Raw genomic sequence first — 17,670 nt, 5'->3', positions numbered from 1 at the left:
TTAGATATGAAAATATAATTAATTTGATGAAATTTCGTTCCAAATTGTTGAAAGCAATGGGAATACTAGTATAATAACAAGGAGAGCGTATTGGAAAGGGAAGAAGTATAGTATGCAAAAAATTAAAATTGTAACAGATTCAACGGCAGATTTATCACAAGACGTAATCGAAAAGTATGACATTCATGTTTTACCATTATCAATCTCTGTAAATGGACAAACATATTTAGATCGCGTTGATTTACAACCTGACGAATTTATTGAAGAAATGATTAAATCAGAGGAATTACCAAAAACATCACAACCAGCTATGGGTACATTTGTAGAAATGTATGACAAGCTAGGGGAAGATGGAAGCGAAGTCCTTTCTATCCATATGACAAGTGGAATGAGCGGTACTGTAGCAACTGCAAATAGCGCTGCATCAATGACTGATACAAAAGTAACAGTTGTTGATTCTCAATTTATTACACATGCTTTAGCATATCAAGTAATTGAAGCTGCAAAAATGGCAAATGACGGACGCTCACTAGAAGAAATTTTAAAACGTGTAGATGAAGTAAGAAAGAATACTCGTTTATATGTAGTAGTGGATACATTAGAAAACTTAGTGAAGGGTGGACGTATCGGTAAAGGAAAAGCGTTTATCGGTTCTCTACTTAATATAAAGCCAATTGCTAGTCTTGAAGACGGTGTTTATAATCCTGTAACGAAAGTTCGTAGCCAAGGCCAAATTGTAAAAACATTAGCTAAGTTATTTGAGCAAGATACGGCTGGAAAAGTCGTAAAAGCTGTTGCAATTCCGCATGCAAAAGCAATTCCTTTAGCTGAAAGTATGAAAGCGGCGGTTGAAAAAGTAAGTGGATTTGCTCAATCAGAAATTTTCTATACAACGCCTATTATTAGTACTCATACAGGTCCGGGCGCAATCGGATTTATGTATTTAGCAGAGTAATAAAAAAGCTACTTGAAAATATATTTCAAGTAGCTTTTTTATGTAAATAGAAAGTAAGAAATAAGAAGAGCTACACAGGCACTACCGCTAATGATATAGCGAGTCTGTAAATATTCATTCATAGAAAACACCCTTTATCCCGCTATTTGTGGACAGTAAAACTCTCTACCTCAAATTTAGCTGGAGCAAAGAGGTTAGGTAGCGGGCTGCCCGTAAAAGCTTGATTGGTGAAGGCAAATAATCAGTGGGGATGAAGAAAACCCACTAATTAAAGTTTCACTATAGGATTTTCTATATTATATGTTGGATATAGAAAATCAGTCATTACGTTACACATGTAAAGTTTCAATTTTTTCGTTTATTTGCTTATTATTTGTTGCGTTACTATAAATAAAAGTTTGACCTAAAAAGAGTACATGCAGTTGTTCCCACGGTAACATGCGCAAATTCCAATTATTTCGAAGTCTAGTTATTGCTTCACGAGGTGTTTCATCGGCGAGTGCAAAAGCTCCGTAATGCATTGGTATAAAATGCGTAGCGTTTAAATCTAAATAAGCTTGCACGGCCTCTTCAGGTGAAACATGAGATACTTTCATAAACCATTCTGGTTCATAAGCGCCAACGGGCATAAGAGCAATATCAATTAAAAAGCGTTCACCAATTTCTTTGAAACCTTGGAAATAGCCACTGTCACCACAAAAATATATGGTTTCCATAGTCGTTTCATTATCAATAATCCATCCACCCCAGTGAGACGTATTCATATCAAATAAGAATCTTCTCGTCCAGTGCTGAGCGGGTACGAAGTGAAAAGAAACTTCGTTAATTATCGTACTTTCCCACCATTTATACTCTTCTACATGTTTAAATTTCTTACGAGTAAATAATTTTTTTAATCCAATAGGTACAAGATATAGAACATCATCATTCAACTGACGAAGAGTTGAAAAATCTAAATGATCATAATGACCATGTGAAATAAGGACAATATCAATTTTAGGTAGTGCTTCTATAGAGAGTCCAGGTTCTGTAAGTCTTGGAACTAGCTTTAATTTATTAGCCCATACTGGATCTGTTAATATATTAAGTCCATTCGTTTGGATAAGAAAAGTGGAATGCCCAATCCATGTGATAGTCGTTTTTTCAACATTACTTTGCAAAAATGCACTTTGTTTAACGGGTGATTGTTCTACTAAGAAAGAAAAATCTTTTTTGTTTTGCTTTCGTTCTTTACGCCAGCGTAAAAAAGAGCGAATTGATTTTTTTGTACTAACATTATCCATATTTTCATAGCGCTTTGCCATGAACATCACCTCATTTAAAATCGTTGTATTTGTATTGTACCGAAATGTTGTTAAGGAATACAGTGTAAAACATGGATTAATGTTTAAGGAATTGTTAAAAAATAGGGAGAGGTATTTACAAAAGTAACAATAAAATTAGTTTTATCACTTTTATTTAGAGAAATAATAGTAAAAAAATATATTTTGTCTAGTAATTCGCTTGAAATAAAAAAGTAACATACGTAAATTCGTACGATTTCGTGAACAAATGTAGTAAACAATTTTCTCGTAGTGTTAACTTTTGTTATTATAAACATAACCTATTTAAATTTAGGATAGAGAAAAGAGGTTTATAAATGAAGCGTTATCAAAAAATAATTGGTCTTATGGTTGTATTTTGTCTCTTTGTACTTGCTGGATGTAGTGAATCAGGTTCAAAGCTTCGTAAACCATTAAATTGGGATTTAGAAACCTTCCAATTTACAAATCAAGATGGAAAGAAATTTGGTACAAAAGATTTAAAAGGGAAAGTTTGGGTTGCAGATTTTATGTTCACAAATTGTCAGACAGTTTGTCCACCAATGACTGCAAATATGGCCAAGCTTCAAAAGATGGTAAAAGAAGAGAAATTAGACGTTCAGTTTGTTTCATTTAGTGTAGATCCAGACCTTGATAAGCCAGAAAATCTGAAAGCTTTTATTCAAAAGTTTACAGAGGATACTAGTAACTGGAATTTATTAACGGGGTATTCGTTAGAAGATATTACAAAGTTTTCAAAAGATAATTTCCAATCACTTGTAGATAAGCCGGAGAACGGTCAGGTCATGCATGGTACATCATTTTATTTAATTGATCAAAACGGAAAAGTAATGAAAAAGTATAGTGGCATTAGTAATACGCCATACGAAGACATTATACGTGATATGAAGCGATTAGTGGGTTGAAAATAAGGGTGCATAGCACCCTTATTTTTTTGCATTAGTCTATCGATAAAATGTCATGTTGCTGGGGAAGTTTCGGCGCCCGAATTTCTAATACGCCGTTTTGATAAGAAGCTTTTGCCGCTTTTTTATTAATTGAATACGGCAATTTAATCAATCTTGATGCTTCTGAAATGGAACGTTCTCGGCGATAATAGTTATGGGATGTTTGTTCTTCTTCCTCTTCAAGTATCTCTTCTTTTACAGAGACTTTTAAGTATTCACTTTGTATTTCAATTTGGATTTGTTCTTTTTGTATACCTGGTAGTTCAGCTGTAACAACGAGTTCTTCACCAACTTCATATAAATCTACAGGGAATGTTAATAAACGGTTTCCTTTTTGGAAAAAATGATTTAAATCAGCGATTACATTGCGAAGAGGTGTTTGCTCGAAGAAATCATCAATTTGCTTTAAGTAATTACGAACCGGTGGGCGAGAAGAATCTTTTTTTTCTTCACTCATGGTATTCCCTCCTAGAAATCAATTTGCAATATCATATGACAAAAGCGGAGAAAGGTGAGTGCCTAGTTTTCATGTTTTCATAAAAAATTGTTAAAAATGTGAAATGGAGTGATTTTTTTATAGTTTTTGGTCGCCATATTCAGTTGATTATGCTAGTATAAATAGGGTTGATATAGTAGTATAGAGACAGAATGAAAACTGAAAGAGGGTAAGAAGTATGTGTGGTTTTGTAGGATGTTTATGTGAAAACCCTAGAGAGTTTTCAGAAACAGAAAAACATCAATTTGAAAATATGAACACGATGATTTTCCACCGTGGTCCAGATGACGAAGGATATTTTCGTGATGAACATGTACAATTTGGCTTCCGCCGTTTAAGCATCATTGACTTAGAGGCAGGACATCAGCCGCTAACTTATGAAAATGATCGATATGTAATTATTTTTAATGGTGAAATTTACAACTATGTAGAATTACGTGAAATGTTACTTGAAAAAGGTGCAACGTTTGCAACGCAATCTGATACAGAAGTTATCATTGCATTGTATGCACATATGAAAGAAAAATGTGTAGATTACCTTCGTGGTATGTTTGCATTTATGATTTGGGATCGTGAAGAAAAGAAACTTTTCGGTGCACGTGATCACTTCGGTATTAAACCTTTATACATCGCACAACAAGGTGATACTACATTCTTCGCATCTGAGAAGAAAAGTATTATGCATGTGATGGAAGATAAAGGCGTTAATCCAACGTCACTACAACATTACTTTACGTACCAATATGGTCCAGAGCCAGAAACTTTAACAATTGATGTTAATAAAATCGAGCCTGGTCATTATTTCGTAAAAGAAATCGGTAAAGAGATGGAAATCCATCGCTACTGGAAACCTTATTTCAACGCTTCAAGTGCAACGAAAGAGGAACATATCCAAGCAATTCGTGATGTGTTATATGATTCAGTAAAAGTGCATATGCGTAGTGATGTACCAGTAGGTTCATTCTTATCTGGTGGTATCGATTCATCTATCATCGCTTCTATCGCAAGAGAAATGAATCCAAATCTTTTAACATTCTCTGTTGGTTTTGAGCAACGTGGTTTCAGTGAAGTTGATGTTGCGAAAGAAACTGCTGAGAAATTAGGCGTTAAAAACCATAACGTATTCATTTCAGCGAAAGAATTTATGGATGAGTTCCCAAAAATCATTTGGCATATGGATGATCCTTTAGCTGATCCAGCAGCTGTACCATTGTACTTCGTTGCGAAAGAAGCACGTAAACATGTAACAGTTGTTCTTTCTGGTGAAGGCGCAGACGAGCTATTTGGTGGTTATAACATTTACCGTGAGCCAAACTCACTAAAAATGTTCTCTTACATTCCTAGTCCAGGTAAGAACGTTCTAAAAGCATTAAGTGGTGCTCTTAAAGAAGGATTTAAAGGTAAGAGCTTCCTAGAGCGTGGATGTACACCAATTGAAGAGCGTTACTATGGAAATGCTAAAATCTTCCGTGAAGAAGAGAAAGCTGAATTAATGAAGTATTACAATGAAAGTGTTAACTATATGGATATCACGAAACCATTGTATAACGAGATTAAAGATTATGATGATGTAAGTAAAATGCAGTATATTGACATGTTCACATGGTTACGCGGTGACATTTTATTAAAAGCTGATAAAATGACAATGGCAAACTCATTAGAACTTCGTGTACCGTTCTTAGATAAAGAAGTATTCGATGTTGCATCTAAAATTCCAACTGAATTTAAGATTGCTAACGGAACTACGAAAGCTATTTTACGTGAAGCAGCACGCGGAATCGTTCCAGATCACGTATTAGATCGTAAAAAACTTGGATTCCCAGTACCAATTCGTCACTGGTTAAAAGACGAAATGCATGATTGGGCTATAAATATTATAAACGAAAGTAAGACAGAGCATTTAATCGACAAACAGTATGTATTAAACTTACTGGAAGCACATTGTGCAGATAAAGGCGATTATAGCCGTAAAATTTGGACTGTACTTGCGTTTATGGTATGGCACCAAATTTATGTTGAGCATAAATACGATACGAATAAGTTCCATGAAGAAACAAAACGTGCGTATAGCTTAGTTTAATTAGAAAAACCTTAAGATCGCATACGGTCTTAAGGTTTTTTTCATAAATAGGAAGTATTATTGATACAATAATAGTAAAAGGATGGACAACATATGATTACGTTTGAGAAAGTTACTGTAGAAAATGAAAGCGTTGTTAAAGAAATGTTTAAATCGCATAGTTTAGGTGAGAAAAAGGTACAGTACTGTGTGAAAGTTGATGATACATATATTGGTGTAATAGATTATAGTGTACAAGAGGAACGGGCTGTTTTATCACAGCTAATTATTCATTTTGACTACCAAGGTTACGGTTATGGTACAAATACGTATTTTACATTTGAAGAAATGATGAAACAAAGAAATGTGAAAGAAATAAAAGTGCTACAAGAGAAATTAACAGAAAAGGCGAAGTCTTTCATAGAGAGTTTTGGTTTTACTTCAGAAGATGAAGAGTATGTAAAGAAAATATAACGATGATTATTTATGCGATACAATAAATATAAGGCAGGTGGATGTATGACGATGACTTCTGGTCTTGTATTAATTGGAGGGTGCTTTATAGTAGCAGAATTATGTCATATAATCATTCGGAAAAGAATGATTAAGAAAAAAAAGCCGTATGAATTACAATACGTCCCTGTCTTTTTCATTATGTTTTGCATGCTTAGTACATTACAAAATCTAATAAACTTTCCACCACTTGTAAATGTTTTTTTAAAGTTCGGTTTACTTTATAGTGGTGTTGGAATAGCACTTTTATTTATTTTATTTTGCATACGTTATGTTCACTATCAATCGTATATATTTATTTTAAATTGGTTAAAGCAAGATGATAGAAACCGCCTTACATAAGGCGGTTTTTTTATTTGCAATTGTAACAGAACTTGTACATTTCACATAAAATAGGACGAGTAGAAATGCAAACATATTACAAGAAAGGGGCGGGGCAATAAAATGAAACTTGTTATAGACGCAGGGCACGGTGGATATGATTCTGGTGCTGTTGGTAATGGTTTAGTAGAAAAAAACTTAACACTTCAAATTGCTAGACGCGTTCGAGACATTTTAACGGTAAATTACCCAATTACAATTAAAATGACACGTGATAGTGATGTGTTTATTTCTTTATCTGAACGTGCTAATATTGCTAATGCTTTCAGTGCGGATTATTTTATTTCATTTCATATTAATAGCGGCGGGGGTACAGGTTTTGAAAGTTATATTTATAATGCGTTATCCAATAGCAGCACTGCATATGCAAAGCAACAAAAAATGCATACAGCTGTCAATCCTGTATTAACAAAATATGGTCTTCGTGATCGAGGAGCAAAAAAAGAAAATTATGCGGTATTAAGAGAAACCGCAATGGATGCAATTTTAACTGAGACTGCTTTTATTGATACAGCTTTTGATGCAAATTTATTAAAAAATCCACAATTTATTGAAGATCTAAGTCAAGCGTATGCAAATGGAATAGCAGCTATTTTTGGAGTAGCTCCAAATCCACAACCTCCTAACCCACAACCGGTACCTCAAACGAAGGGAATCGCTTATGTTCTTGGGAAAAATGTAAATTTAAGAAATGGTCCATCAACTTCTTCCTCAGTTATTCGTCAATTAAATTCTCCAGAATCTTACGTTGTATATCAAGAAAGTAACGGATGGCTAGATTTGGGGAATGGACAATGGGTGTATAATGATTCTTCTTACATTAATTTTGTAAAGACAAGCAATAGTGATGGAAGCCCGATTGGGGTTGCATATATACAAGGGCTGAATGTAAATTTAAGAAGTGGTCCATCAACTACATCTGCAGTTATCCGCCAATTAAATTCTCCAGAATCTTATTTAGTATATATAAATGAAAATGGTTGGTTAAACCTTGGTGGAAATCAGTGGGTATATAATGACCCAGCGTATATTAAGTATACTCAATATTAGGAATTAAAATGATAGTGCAATATGGATGCGTATCCTTGTTATGTATAACAAGGATACGCATTTTAATAACAACATTTTTTTCATACTTATGCACTATGTTTTAAAAAGAAACATTAGAAAAGCGGATAGAATCTAAATAGTATATATTAAAAAAGTTTTCTGATATACATTGACAATGTATGTAAGATACATTAATCTTTAAATGTTAATGATAATCGATTTCATCTAGGGAGGACATATGATACATACTAAAAAACTAATTATGTTCTGCATTATGATACTCATGGTTGTAATTGCAGGATGTAGTAAAGAAGAGAAAAAAGAAAATAATATATCAGCGAAAGCAAAAGATTCATATACGGTAAAGCATGCAATGGGTGAAATGACAGTAAATGGTACACCTAAAAAAGTTGTTGTTTTAACAAATGAAGGCGCAGAGGCTCTCCTAGCTGTGGGCGTAACGCCAGTGGGGACTACGAAACCACGTGCTGGTGATGAATGGTATCCTCATTTAGCGAAAGAGTTAAAAAACACGGAAGTTGTAGGAACTGAACGTGATATTAATTTAGAGGCTGTAATGAAGCTTAAGCCAGATTTAATTATCGGAAATAAAATGCGTCATGAAAAAATATATGATCAGCTAAAAGAAATCGCACCAACTGTTTATGCAGAAACATTACGCGGTGATTGGAAAGAAAACTTTACACTTTATACAAAAGCTGTAAATAAAGAAAAAGAAGGGCAAAAAGCTCTTGATGATTATAAAAAACGCATTGAAGGAATGAAAGAGAAGTTAGGCGATAAATTGAATTCTAAAGTTTCTATTATTCGTTTCGTGCCAGGTGATGTTCGTATTTATCAAAAAAACTCATTCTCGGGCGTTGTTTTAAATGATATTGGATTTAAACGACCACCATTACAAGATAAAGATGATTTTGCGATAAAAGGAATTACAAAAGAGCAGATTCCAAATATGGACGGAGACTACTTATTCTATTTCACGTCTGATAAAGATGCAGATAAGAATAATGAAGGAAATTCGTTAGCGAAGGAATGGACAGAAGATCCACTCTTTAAGCAACTACAGGCTTCTAAAAATAATAAAGTATTCCAAGTGGATGAGGTAATCTGGAATACAGCAGGCGGTATTAAAGCTGCGAACCTTATGTTAGATGATATTGAAAAATATTTCCTTAAATAAATGATAAAATACATCACTTTTACGAAGTGATGTATTTTTAGTTTGTGAAAATACAGAAAATTCCTTCTTTCAGGGTGTCATAAGTTGTACAATAAAATCAATCATGTGATAAAGGAGTGGGGAAGAATGAAAGCTACTCATAAAGATTGGATCTTGTTTAATGGGAGAATGATTAATACGAAAGAAGAACAGCCGATGGTAGCATTAGAAGAGAGAGGCTTCCAATTTGGTGATGGGATTTATGAAGTATTTAGACTATACGATGGCAAGCCTCATTTATTAGATTTACATTTGGAACGATTCTTTAACTCTATGGCAGAAATAAAACTAATTCCACCATTTACGAAGGAAGAATTAGTAGAAGAGTTATATCAAATGATTGAAAAAAATCAATTTCAAGAAGATGGGAATGTATATTTACAAATATCAAGAGGTGCACAACCGCGCAATCATGTATATGAATCAGATTTACAACCGACATATTTTGCAAATCTTGTTTCGTTCCCAAGACCAGTTGCTTCAATGGAGGCAGGGATTAAGGTGACAGTAGAAGAGGACATCAGGTGGAAGTTTTGCCATATAAAATCTTTAAATTTGCTTCCTAATATCATGATCAAAAACAAAATAAATGAACAAGGGTATCAAGAAGCAATATTAGTACGAGATGGTATTGTGACTGAAGGGTGTCATTCCAATTTCTTTATCGTGAAGAATAATAAGTTGATTACACATCCAGCGGATCATTTCATTTTACATGGTATTACACGTCACTATGTAATTACATTAGCGAAAGAGTTACATATCGATGTAGAGGAACGAGAGTTTTCATTACAAGAAGTATATGACGCTGAGGAGTGCTTCTTTACAGCGACGCCACTTGAAATATTCCCAGTCGTTCAAATTGGTGATGAACAGTTCGGGGCTGGTGAAAGAGGACCAATTACGAAAAAACTACAAGCTGCATACGAAGAGAGTATTCGTTTGTTTAAAGTGACAAATTAATCATGAAGAAAAAAGCTGGTATTCTTCCGGCTTTTTTTCATGATATAATTCAAGCATAGGATAAGTTTTGAAAACGCTGTAAAAAGGGGATTTAATATATGAATTATGAAGATTTTAAAGAAGTAATTCACGGAAGACGAAGTGTTAGAAAGTTTACAGATCAAGAAGTATCTACTAATGATATAAAAGAAATAATTGATTGTGCTCGTTACGCACCAAGTGATACGAATTCACAAACGTGGGAATTCTTAGTTATCATGAATCGAGAGAAGATTAAAGAAATTGAACAAATGACATGGGATGCATTACATAAACTTGCGGAAAAAGCAGCAGAAAATGGAGAAGAGAAAGCAGGGAAATTACTTACACGTTCTTTCGGACCATATGCAACAGCTTTCTCGGAGGCACCAGTATTAATCGTATGTTTGGCAACACCATATGAATCAAAGTTCCGTGAAAAGATATTTGATCCAATTGCTTTTGTTCCAAATTCAGTTTGGGAAGAAGAAGGCATGAAGAGTAGCTGTTTAGCGGCACAAAACTTAATGTTAGCTGCACATGCAAAGGGACTTGGTACTTGTCCAATGACAGGGCCAGTATTGCTAGCTCAAGATGAACTGCGCCAATATTTACAAATTGAGCCTGAAAAACAAATAAATATGGTTATTTCACTCGGATTTCCGAAAGATAAACCGAAGAAACTTCCAAGAAAAGAAGTAGATGAGATTACAACGTTTGTTTTTTAATTGCTGTATAGAAAAGACATTGAACTAACAATGTCTTTTTATTTTTGAGGGTATGTAATTCATATGTTGGGCTAAAATGATAGATAAGAGGAAATTACTATTTATTTCATAAAAAAAATTAATGTTCTATTAAGGAAAGTATGATACATTAATCGTGAGCAAGATTCTATTTGTTCATGAAAGTGTTGAAAGTAGTCTCAAAATTTAAAAGTTATTTTTGTATAATAAATTATAATGAAGTTACAGGGGGGATGAATTTTGAAAAAATTCATAATCACTGGATTGTCTGTATTGTTATTAGTTGGTTGCGGTGCTCCACAGGAAAAAGAGGACGCGCAATCAAAACAGGAAGAACAAGTTGTAAACGCAAGTGATGAGAATATGGTTGTATTTCCTGAAGGAGCAATGTCAATTGGAGAAGGGAAAGTAAAAGTTATTACTCCAGATGGTACTTCTGAAAACGGCAATATACCGACTGTATTCATCAAAAAGGATACGTTAATTCAGCAAGTTGAATTAGAACTTTCTAATTTTCAAAGTGATAAAGAAACATTCGTATTTGTAGATCAAATGTATACAGATAAACATCAAGTAACTAGTACAACGCAGACAACAGTGCAGTTAAAAGAAAAAACGCTGGAAACAGGTAGTCATACAATTACTGCAGTTCAGTATGAAAACAATGACCCGAAAGGAAAGGTTATTAGTTTTAATCAAGCAACATTTGAGACAAAACCTGCGTCTTAATAAGAATAAAAAGTACATTACTCAAAAAGTAGTGTGCTTTTTTGTTTGGACTAGAGTGTGCAAGAGTGAATAACTTATTTCATTTTCTAATACGATTAAATAGGAAGTAATCACTTGTTACTACTATGACAGAGAAAGAGGTTGAAGATGTGAATCGGTGTATTCGTATCGTCTTGATTAGTATGATGATGGCAGTATTTTGGTTTACGATACAAGAGATGATTCAAGCTACGCTCAATTATCAAATTCATGACTTATTAATAGGAGCTATTTGTTTTACCATTGTTTATCTATTATATCCCGCACTAACGGGCAGTAAGACCTTACCTTAAAACTCGGTATAGGTGAGGAGATTAGGTGGGAGATCAACTGCCTGTAAATGCACGATTGATGAGGGCTGATAATCATTGGAGATGAACAAACTCTCCAATGATTAAAGTTTCACTTTATGATAAACTCGGATTAAGGTGAGTTTTGCAAGAAAAATGTAGGTATTTCATTTGAAATGTCGAATAGTACATACGATGTCGTAATAACAAATTTTCTATTGTTTACTGTGAAACAGGAGAAGGAGAGATAGTAATGAAACGAGCTCTTATAAATATTGATTATACATATGATTTTGTAGCTGAGAAAGGCGCTTTAACTTGCGGGAAACCAGGACAGGAAATTGAGAAGGAAATTGTACATATAACGAAGCAATATATTGAAAATGGAGATTACGTTGTCTTTGCTATTGATAAACATGAAGAAAATGATGTATATCATCCAGAATCAAAGTTATTCCCACCTCATAATATAGCTGGTACAAGTGGAAGAGATTTGTTTGGTGAATTACAAGATGTGTACGAAACATATAAAAATGCAGAGAATGTATATTATATGGACAAAACGCGATACAGTGCGTTTGCTGGAACGGATTTAGAGATGAAGCTAAGAGAAAGAGGAATAGAAGAAGTTCATCTTGTAGGTGTTTGTACTGATATTTGTGTTCTTCATACAGCAGTAGATGCTTATAATAAAGGGTTTAAAATTGTTGTTTATGAAAAGGCGGTTGCATCTTTTAATGCACAAGGGCATGAATATGCACTTGGACATTTTAAGTCATGCTTACATGCAGAAGTGAAGTGAAAAAAGAGGCCTTTAAAAAAGGTCTCTTTTATTTGTCCATGTTCATTGAAAACAGCTACAGCAACTCCTGTTAGATTGAGTGGTCTTGATCCGACAACTTTTCTAAGTTCTTCAATATATCCCATTGTATGTAACCTCTGTAAGAAAAAACAAGAGCAAATAAACTTATTCGTTATTATGTAAGTATATTCCTCTTTATAAGGGGAGAGATGACATATAACTTATTTGTTTTATTTGGTAAAATATACATCAAAAAAGGTCAAACAAAAACTTTGACCTTTTTTGACCAAATGTTATAATAAAGGCAGAAAGAGATAATCTTTCATTCATAAATAATAAGGAGGAAAAAATATGCGTAATTTATTTCCAGAGATAACAAAACGTCAAAATGGCATTTTTGATTTTGGGCCTTCTTTATTAGAAGGGATGACAGATGCTTTCTTTAAGCCACTGAACATGGATACTTTTAAAGTAGATGTTCATGAGCAATCTGGTAAATATACTGTGAAAGCAGATTTACCAGGTTTTCAAAAAGAAAACATTCAAGTTGATTTTGAACAAGATATATTAACGATCCAAGCAACGAATCATAATGAAGTAGAAGAAAAAGACGAGAATGGCACATATATTCGTAAAGAACGTTCTATAGGTTCTGTAACTCGACGCTTTAATTTTAAACAAGTTGAGGAAGAAAATGTTAAAGCAAATTATAAAGATGGCGTATTGACAATTGAATTGCCAAAATTGAAAGAAGAAAAAAGTAGTAAGACAACAATTAATATCGAATAAAAGAGCTGATAAATTCAGCTCTTTTTTTACGTAGTTAATGAATAAATGAGTTGAAATCGTAATGAGATGAATAAAGTTTTAACGTATAAAAAAATTTCACGATTTGCTCCCCCTTAGGTTATTAAAAAGGGTATATTTAAAGGGAAAGGAAAAAGAACACCTAGACATACTGTTTAAGGTGAATTAGTAATAGAATCAAAATACATAGTAAGGATAGTGGCATTTTAGATTAGGATAATAGATTTTTCTAGGCGATTATGAATTTTTTAATTAGTAAGGAAGTGGTTAAATGAGCTTATTAACGTATACTGAAGAATTTTTTAATTATGTAAGAGAGTTTTTACTTTTAAGATTTTTACTATTTGCTTTAGTTTTAATCATTATTTCTTTTGTAATAAACCGTATTATTGATTGGTTTTTTAGGAAATCAAGCTTTTTTGATGAAGAGGTAGAGCAGACGATTCAAAGTGTAATTCGATCTATTTTTAGATATATCATTATCATCAGTCTTATCATATATTTAATTAGCCAATTTGTAGATATAAAAAGTATTATTGCAGGTGCAGGGATAGCTGGAGTTGTCATCGGTTTTGCTGCACAACAGATGCTAAAAGATGTTATATTAGGCTTTGCAAGATTAGCGGACAAAGAGTTTCGGGTTGGTGATTTTGTAACTTTTAACGGAACAAATTCAGGAACTATTGAAGAGATTAGTATTCGTTTTATGCAAATTCGTGAATGGTCAGGAAAACTACTTACCATCCCGCACGGAGAGATTAGAACGATACAAAATTTTAATAAAGGATGGATGCGTGTAATTGAACGCATCACGGTAAGTTATCAGGAAGATCCAACAAGAGTGAAGGAATTGTTAGAAGAAGTATGTGTTATGTGCAATGAAGAATTGAATCAAACTCTTTATAGAGTAGAGGATGAGGCTGTTGAACCATTTAAATACGTCGGTGTTACAGACTTAAATCCTAACTTGAAATATGTTGGCTATGAATTTTGTATTACAGGTTTAATAAAGCCAGAAGATTATTTTGAAACTTCTAGACAAGTAAGATTTGAATTAATGTCTATGTTCCATAAGAATCAAGTGCAAATGCCAGCAGCGAATATGGTTGTTACTACTGAAGGTTTACAGCATATCCATGGTGGACAATCTTTATCGGACAGCTAAAGTAGAATCGTTTGTTAACAAAAATTCTGCTTCCAACATTGGATAGAATAACAATAATAAAATGATTGATATAAAGAAAGGGCTGAAGGAATTCGGTTCTTTTTTTATTTATAGAATTTAGAAATTTCTTAATGTTATAATTGTAGTTGGTGATGAGAATGAACTTTGAAGAAAAAGAGATGCGTCGTTTAGAAGCATTAAAAGAAATTGCTGAATTATTAAATGAAGCAACAAACTTACAGGATATGTTAGAAAAAGTGTTGCATACATTGTTACAAGTAATGAATTTACAAACAGGGTGGATATTCTTTATTGATGAAAGTGGAAAGCACAGCATGCTTGTAGACGAAAATTTACCAGAGGCTCTTACGTGGCAAAAGAAGAAGCCGATGTGTGAAGGAAACTGTTGGTGTGTAGAACGTTTTGTGAATGGGAGATTGGAAAAAGCGACTAATATTATTGAATGTAAGCGAATAGAAGATGCAATTGAATGTAATTGGGGAGAGACAGAAGATGTTACACATCATGCGACAATTCCGCTTAGGTCTGGATCAGAAAAATTTGGTCTACTAAATGTGGCTGCACCTCATAAGACTCATTTTTCTGAGGAAGAGTTAGCGTTATTAGAATCAATTGCATTTCAAATTGGAACGACAATACAACGTATTCAATTAGTTGAGAAAGAACGTAAATATGTAGTGGTAGCGGAAAGAAATCGACTTGCACGTGATTTACATGATTCAGTAAAACAATTGTTATTTTCTATTATGCTAACAGCGAAAGGTACTCTGAATATGACGCAAGATAGAGAATTGCAAGAGATGTTAAGTTATATTGGGGAATTATCACAAGAAGCATTACAAGAGATGACGCTATTAATTTGGCAATTAAGACCTGAAGGATTGGAGAAAGGATTAGCAGAAGCAATTCAAAATTACGGGAAGTTATTAGGAGTTCAAGTGGAAGTTCGAATTGATGGGATGGTTTCAATTGGGGATGAAATAGAAGAAGTTTTATGGCGTATTAGCCAAGAGGCGCTACATAATTGTAAAAAGCATGCTTCGTGTGAAAAGGTACATATTCTTTTGAAAATAGAAAATAACCAGTTACATTTTTACATAGAAGACAATGGAATAGGATTTATACAAGAACAAGTAAGGGAATCAGCACTTGGCCTGAAAAGTATGAAGGAACGTATTCAGTTAATGAAGGGGTCGTTTCAAATTATAACAGAGCTGAAAAAGGGTACAAAAATAGAAATTCAATTGCCGATTTGAAGGGGAGAATAAGGTTGAAGATTAAACTGCTACTAGTTGAGGACCATCATATCGTTCGAAGAGGACTTGTATTCTTTTTGAAAACGAGAGAAGAATTTGAAATTATTGGGGAAGCGGAAAATGGCGAAGAGGCATTACATTTCATGCAAAAAGAAAGACCAGATGTCGTACTAATGGATGTATCGATGCCGAAAATGGATGGAATTGAGGCAACAAAACGTCTAAAGCAATATGATGAGACAATAAAGGTACTTATATTAAGTAGTTTTTCAGAGCAAGATTATGTTATACCAGCACTTGAAGCTGGAGCAGATGGTTATCAATTAAAAGAAGTACAACCTGAGCAACTTGTCGCTTCTATTATTGCAGTACATCAAGGAAATGCGAATTTTCACCCGAAAGTAACACCTGCATTAATGGGGCGTTCTGCAGTAAAGAAGGAAGTAGAAAATCCTTTTTCAATGTTAACGAAAAGAGAGCAAGAGGTACTTCGCGAAATTGCGAAAGGAAGAAGCAACAAGGAGATTGCAGCAGAACTTCATATTACAGAACAAACTGTGAAAACACACGTTTCAAACGTTTTAGCTAAATTGGAAGTGGATGATCGTACGCAAGCCGCATTATACGCAGTGAAACATGGAGAGAATTATTCATAAGCATGAATAATTCTGTTATATCGTATGACAGAATACATAGGAGCAATTAAAATTTATAGTAATCCCTAATATAGGTTTTTCTTCTTTCGATAATTAGGTACAATAAAGTGAAACTCTAATCAGTGGGGGACCATCCCCACTGATGATTAGTTTAACTAATCGGTTTTTACAGGATAAAGCTACGATGGAAGGGGAGGATATGCTATGCCTGGTACAAGAAGTGGGATTGGAAAGATTCAGGCTTCGTTAAATGGTTTATCACCGAAATTGCGAAGTATTGCCGAACATATTTTGAAACATCCACAAGATGTTGTACATAAATCTATTACAGAATTAGCTGAAGTTACGAATAGTTCCGAAGCTACGATATTCCGCTTATGTAAAAACCTTGGTTTGCAAGGTTTTCAAGATTTAAAGATTACATTAGCTCGTGAAATTGTACATACACCGATGCAAAATATTCATGAAGAGGTATCAGCAGAAGATAGTATGGTAACTGTTGCTAAAAAAGTTTTTCATTCGCATATTACAGGACTGCAAGATACTTTACATTTGCTTAATGAAACGGCACTTGAGCAGGCTGTACGAGCCTTACAAGAAGCAAGTCGAATTGAGTTTTATGGAAATGGTGGCTCTGGTATTATTGCAATGGATGCGTATCATAAGTTTATGAGAACGGGTATTTCTTGTATCGCTCATACTGATTCGCATTTTCAAATTATGGGAGCAGGTTTACTCTCAGAAAATTCAGTTGTTATTGGTATTTCTCATTCTGGTAGCAATAAAGGATTACTTGAAGCGTTAGAAGTAGCGAAAGCAAGAGGAGCCAAAATTATTGCGATTACGAGCTATAAGAAATCAGCATTAAGTCAACTTGCTGATATAACGTTATATACATCAACACGTGAGACTGAATTCCGCACAGAAGCAAGTTCATCACGATTAGCACAGTTAAGCTTATTAGATACTTTGTATGTAGGGTTGTCGTTGCAGCGACAAGAGGAAACTCTAAAAAATTTACAAAGTATACGTGAAACGATTTCGATGAAGCGAATATAAAAAAAGCTCTTCAAATGAAGAGCTTTCAGACTGTAGACAAACTATTTTTGGAGAGTTCAAATGCTAAAAATAGTTTGTTTCTTATTTTAGGGATAATTTATCCAATGGAATTTATATGTAGTGCTTTCTATACTATAATTTACTATAAGTGAGGAA

At 33.8% G+C, this 17,670-nt stretch carries 19 protein-coding genes and 1 pseudogene; 17 read left to right on the top strand and 3 right to left on the bottom strand.

What is annotated here, in order from left to right; translation table 11 throughout:
* Positions 1 to 112: 112 nt before the first annotated feature.
* A complete protein-coding gene (locus ACTFR3_RS16435) occupies positions 113 to 955 on the top strand; it encodes a DegV family protein (RefSeq protein WP_001169470.1) in 843 nt (280 codons plus the stop codon).
* 329 nt (positions 956 to 1,284) lie between these two features.
* Here the strand turns inward: ACTFR3_RS16435 and ACTFR3_RS16430 are convergent, their stop codons facing one another.
* Positions 1,285 to 2,259, bottom strand: coding sequence for an MBL fold metallo-hydrolase (locus tag ACTFR3_RS16430; protein WP_440044594.1), 975 nt, complete (start codon positions 2,257 to 2,259; stop codon positions 1,285 to 1,287).
* Positions 2,260 to 2,594: 335 nt separating this feature from the next.
* Here ACTFR3_RS16430 and ACTFR3_RS16425 point away from each other — a divergent pair, with 335 nt between their 5' ends.
* Positions 2,595 to 3,182: an SCO family protein gene (locus tag ACTFR3_RS16425; protein WP_440044592.1), complete on the top strand. Its 588-nt coding sequence runs from the start codon at positions 2,595 to 2,597 to the stop codon at positions 3,180 to 3,182.
* Between the two features lie 34 nt (positions 3,183 to 3,216).
* Here the strand turns inward: ACTFR3_RS16425 and ACTFR3_RS16420 are convergent, their stop codons facing one another.
* On the bottom strand, positions 3,217 to 3,681 hold the full coding sequence (locus ACTFR3_RS16420; RefSeq protein WP_001288085.1) for an Hsp20/alpha crystallin family protein: 465 nt from the start codon (positions 3,679 to 3,681) through the stop codon (positions 3,217 to 3,219).
* 217 nt (positions 3,682 to 3,898) lie between these two features.
* Here ACTFR3_RS16420 and asnB point away from each other — a divergent pair, with 217 nt between their 5' ends.
* From asnB to ACTFR3_RS16370, 10 genes are all read left to right on the top strand, one after another.
* Complete coding sequence (gene asnB, locus ACTFR3_RS16415; RefSeq protein WP_440044591.1) at positions 3,899 to 5,800, top strand: asparagine synthase (glutamine-hydrolyzing); 1,902 nt, start codon at positions 3,899 to 3,901, stop codon at positions 5,798 to 5,800.
* A gap of 93 nt (positions 5,801 to 5,893) precedes the next feature.
* A complete protein-coding gene (locus ACTFR3_RS16410) occupies positions 5,894 to 6,253 on the top strand; it encodes a GNAT family N-acetyltransferase (protein ID WP_000627523.1) in 360 nt (119 codons plus the stop codon).
* Between the two features lie 51 nt (positions 6,254 to 6,304).
* Entirely contained in the window at positions 6,305 to 6,634 is a 330-nt protein-coding gene (locus ACTFR3_RS16405; RefSeq protein WP_000200455.1) for a hypothetical protein, read from the top strand.
* A 102-nt stretch (positions 6,635 to 6,736) separates the two neighbouring features.
* Complete coding sequence (locus ACTFR3_RS16400) at positions 6,737 to 7,723, top strand: N-acetylmuramoyl-L-alanine amidase (RefSeq protein ID WP_226368539.1); 987 nt, start codon at positions 6,737 to 6,739, stop codon at positions 7,721 to 7,723.
* 238 nt (positions 7,724 to 7,961) lie between these two features.
* Positions 7,962 to 8,924, top strand: a complete 963-nt coding sequence (locus ACTFR3_RS16395; protein WP_440044590.1) for an ABC transporter substrate-binding protein — start codon at positions 7,962 to 7,964, stop codon at positions 8,922 to 8,924.
* Between the two features lie 126 nt (positions 8,925 to 9,050).
* Entirely contained in the window at positions 9,051 to 9,926 is an 876-nt protein-coding gene (gene dat / locus ACTFR3_RS16390) for a D-amino-acid transaminase (protein ID WP_000648383.1), read from the top strand.
* Between the two features lie 98 nt (positions 9,927 to 10,024).
* Entirely contained in the window at positions 10,025 to 10,672 is a 648-nt protein-coding gene (locus ACTFR3_RS16385; protein WP_025687397.1) for a nitroreductase family protein, read from the top strand.
* A gap of 258 nt (positions 10,673 to 10,930) precedes the next feature.
* Positions 10,931 to 11,419 carry a hypothetical protein gene (locus ACTFR3_RS16380; RefSeq protein WP_000713496.1) on the top strand — a complete coding sequence of 163 codons (489 nt, stop codon included), beginning with the start codon at positions 10,931 to 10,933 and terminating at the stop codon, positions 11,417 to 11,419.
* Between the two features lie 125 nt (positions 11,420 to 11,544).
* A complete protein-coding gene (locus tag ACTFR3_RS16375; protein ID WP_255854291.1) occupies positions 11,545 to 11,751 on the top strand; it encodes a hypothetical protein in 207 nt (68 codons plus the stop codon).
* Positions 11,752 to 12,001: 250 nt separating this feature from the next.
* Positions 12,002 to 12,550 (top strand): cysteine hydrolase family protein, encoded by a 549-nt coding sequence (locus tag ACTFR3_RS16370; RefSeq protein ID WP_000816763.1) that lies wholly within the window; start codon positions 12,002 to 12,004, stop codon positions 12,548 to 12,550.
* Positions 12,551 to 12,579: 29 nt separating this feature from the next.
* Here ACTFR3_RS16370 and ACTFR3_RS16365 read toward each other — a convergent pair.
* Positions 12,580 to 12,675 (bottom strand): annotated as a pseudogene (locus ACTFR3_RS16365) (DNA mismatch repair protein MutT); the annotation flags it as partial.
* 226 nt (positions 12,676 to 12,901) lie between these two features.
* Here ACTFR3_RS16365 and ACTFR3_RS16360 point away from each other — a divergent pair.
* The 5 genes from ACTFR3_RS16360 (at position 12,902) to ACTFR3_RS16340 (ending at position 17,514) form a co-directional block, all read left to right on the top strand.
* Positions 12,902 to 13,339: an Hsp20/alpha crystallin family protein gene (locus ACTFR3_RS16360; RefSeq protein WP_016122429.1), complete on the top strand. Its 438-nt coding sequence runs from the start codon at positions 12,902 to 12,904 to the stop codon at positions 13,337 to 13,339.
* Between the two features lie 289 nt (positions 13,340 to 13,628).
* Positions 13,629 to 14,522 carry a mechanosensitive ion channel family protein gene (locus ACTFR3_RS16355; RefSeq protein ID WP_098582987.1) on the top strand — a complete coding sequence of 298 codons (894 nt, stop codon included), beginning with the start codon at positions 13,629 to 13,631 and terminating at the stop codon, positions 14,520 to 14,522.
* A 179-nt stretch (positions 14,523 to 14,701) separates the two neighbouring features.
* Complete coding sequence (gene casK / locus ACTFR3_RS16350) at positions 14,702 to 15,799, top strand: two-component system sensor histidine kinase CasK (protein ID WP_170879395.1); 1,098 nt, start codon at positions 14,702 to 14,704, stop codon at positions 15,797 to 15,799.
* A gap of 14 nt (positions 15,800 to 15,813) precedes the next feature.
* Positions 15,814 to 16,455 carry a two-component system response regulator CasR gene (casR, locus tag ACTFR3_RS16345; RefSeq protein ID WP_000694623.1) on the top strand — a complete coding sequence of 214 codons (642 nt, stop codon included), beginning with the start codon at positions 15,814 to 15,816 and terminating at the stop codon, positions 16,453 to 16,455.
* A 204-nt stretch (positions 16,456 to 16,659) separates the two neighbouring features.
* Positions 16,660 to 17,514: a MurR/RpiR family transcriptional regulator gene (locus ACTFR3_RS16340; protein ID WP_001119646.1), complete on the top strand. Its 855-nt coding sequence runs from the start codon at positions 16,660 to 16,662 to the stop codon at positions 17,512 to 17,514.
* Positions 17,515 to 17,670 lie beyond the last annotated feature (156 nt).

This window comes from Bacillus cereus group sp. MYBK14-1 (assembly GCF_051916885.1).
GTDB classification, from domain to species: domain Bacteria; phylum Bacillota; class Bacilli; order Bacillales; family Bacillaceae_G; genus Bacillus_A; species Bacillus_A cereus.
Note: the sequence above shows the minus strand (reverse complement) of the source record. Positions and strands in the feature narration are given on the sequence as shown.

Bases quoted from the DNA above. Each gene is read 5' to 3' on its own strand.
- ACTFR3_RS16435 (WP_001169470.1), top strand. From the start codon at position 113: ATGCAAAAAATTAAAATTGTAACAGATTCAACGGCAGATTTATCACAA.
- ACTFR3_RS16430 (WP_440044594.1), bottom strand. From the start codon at position 2,259: ATGGCAAAGCGCTATGAAAATATGGATAATGTTAGTACAAAAAAATCA.
- ACTFR3_RS16425 (WP_440044592.1), top strand. From the start codon at position 2,595: ATGAAGCGTTATCAAAAAATAATTGGTCTTATGGTTGTATTTTGTCTC.
- ACTFR3_RS16420 (WP_001288085.1), bottom strand. From the start codon at position 3,681: ATGAGTGAAGAAAAAAAAGATTCTTCTCGCCCACCGGTTCGTAATTAC.
- asnB (WP_440044591.1), top strand. From the start codon at position 3,899: ATGTGTGGTTTTGTAGGATGTTTATGTGAAAACCCTAGAGAGTTTTCA.
- ACTFR3_RS16410 (WP_000627523.1), top strand. From the start codon at position 5,894: ATGATTACGTTTGAGAAAGTTACTGTAGAAAATGAAAGCGTTGTTAAA.
- ACTFR3_RS16405 (WP_000200455.1), top strand. From the start codon at position 6,305: ATGACTTCTGGTCTTGTATTAATTGGAGGGTGCTTTATAGTAGCAGAA.
- ACTFR3_RS16400 (WP_226368539.1), top strand. From the start codon at position 6,737: ATGAAACTTGTTATAGACGCAGGGCACGGTGGATATGATTCTGGTGCT.
- ACTFR3_RS16395 (WP_440044590.1), top strand. From the start codon at position 7,962: ATGATACATACTAAAAAACTAATTATGTTCTGCATTATGATACTCATG.
- dat (WP_000648383.1), top strand. From the start codon at position 9,051: ATGAAAGCTACTCATAAAGATTGGATCTTGTTTAATGGGAGAATGATT.
- ACTFR3_RS16385 (WP_025687397.1), top strand. From the start codon at position 10,025: ATGAATTATGAAGATTTTAAAGAAGTAATTCACGGAAGACGAAGTGTT.
- ACTFR3_RS16375 (WP_255854291.1), top strand. From the start codon at position 11,545: ATGACAGAGAAAGAGGTTGAAGATGTGAATCGGTGTATTCGTATCGTC.
- ACTFR3_RS16370 (WP_000816763.1), top strand. From the start codon at position 12,002: ATGAAACGAGCTCTTATAAATATTGATTATACATATGATTTTGTAGCT.
- ACTFR3_RS16360 (WP_016122429.1), top strand. From the start codon at position 12,902: ATGCGTAATTTATTTCCAGAGATAACAAAACGTCAAAATGGCATTTTT.
- ACTFR3_RS16355 (WP_098582987.1), top strand. From the start codon at position 13,629: ATGAGCTTATTAACGTATACTGAAGAATTTTTTAATTATGTAAGAGAG.
- casK (WP_170879395.1), top strand. From the start codon at position 14,702: ATGCGTCGTTTAGAAGCATTAAAAGAAATTGCTGAATTATTAAATGAA.
- ACTFR3_RS16340 (WP_001119646.1), top strand. From the start codon at position 16,660: ATGCCTGGTACAAGAAGTGGGATTGGAAAGATTCAGGCTTCGTTAAAT.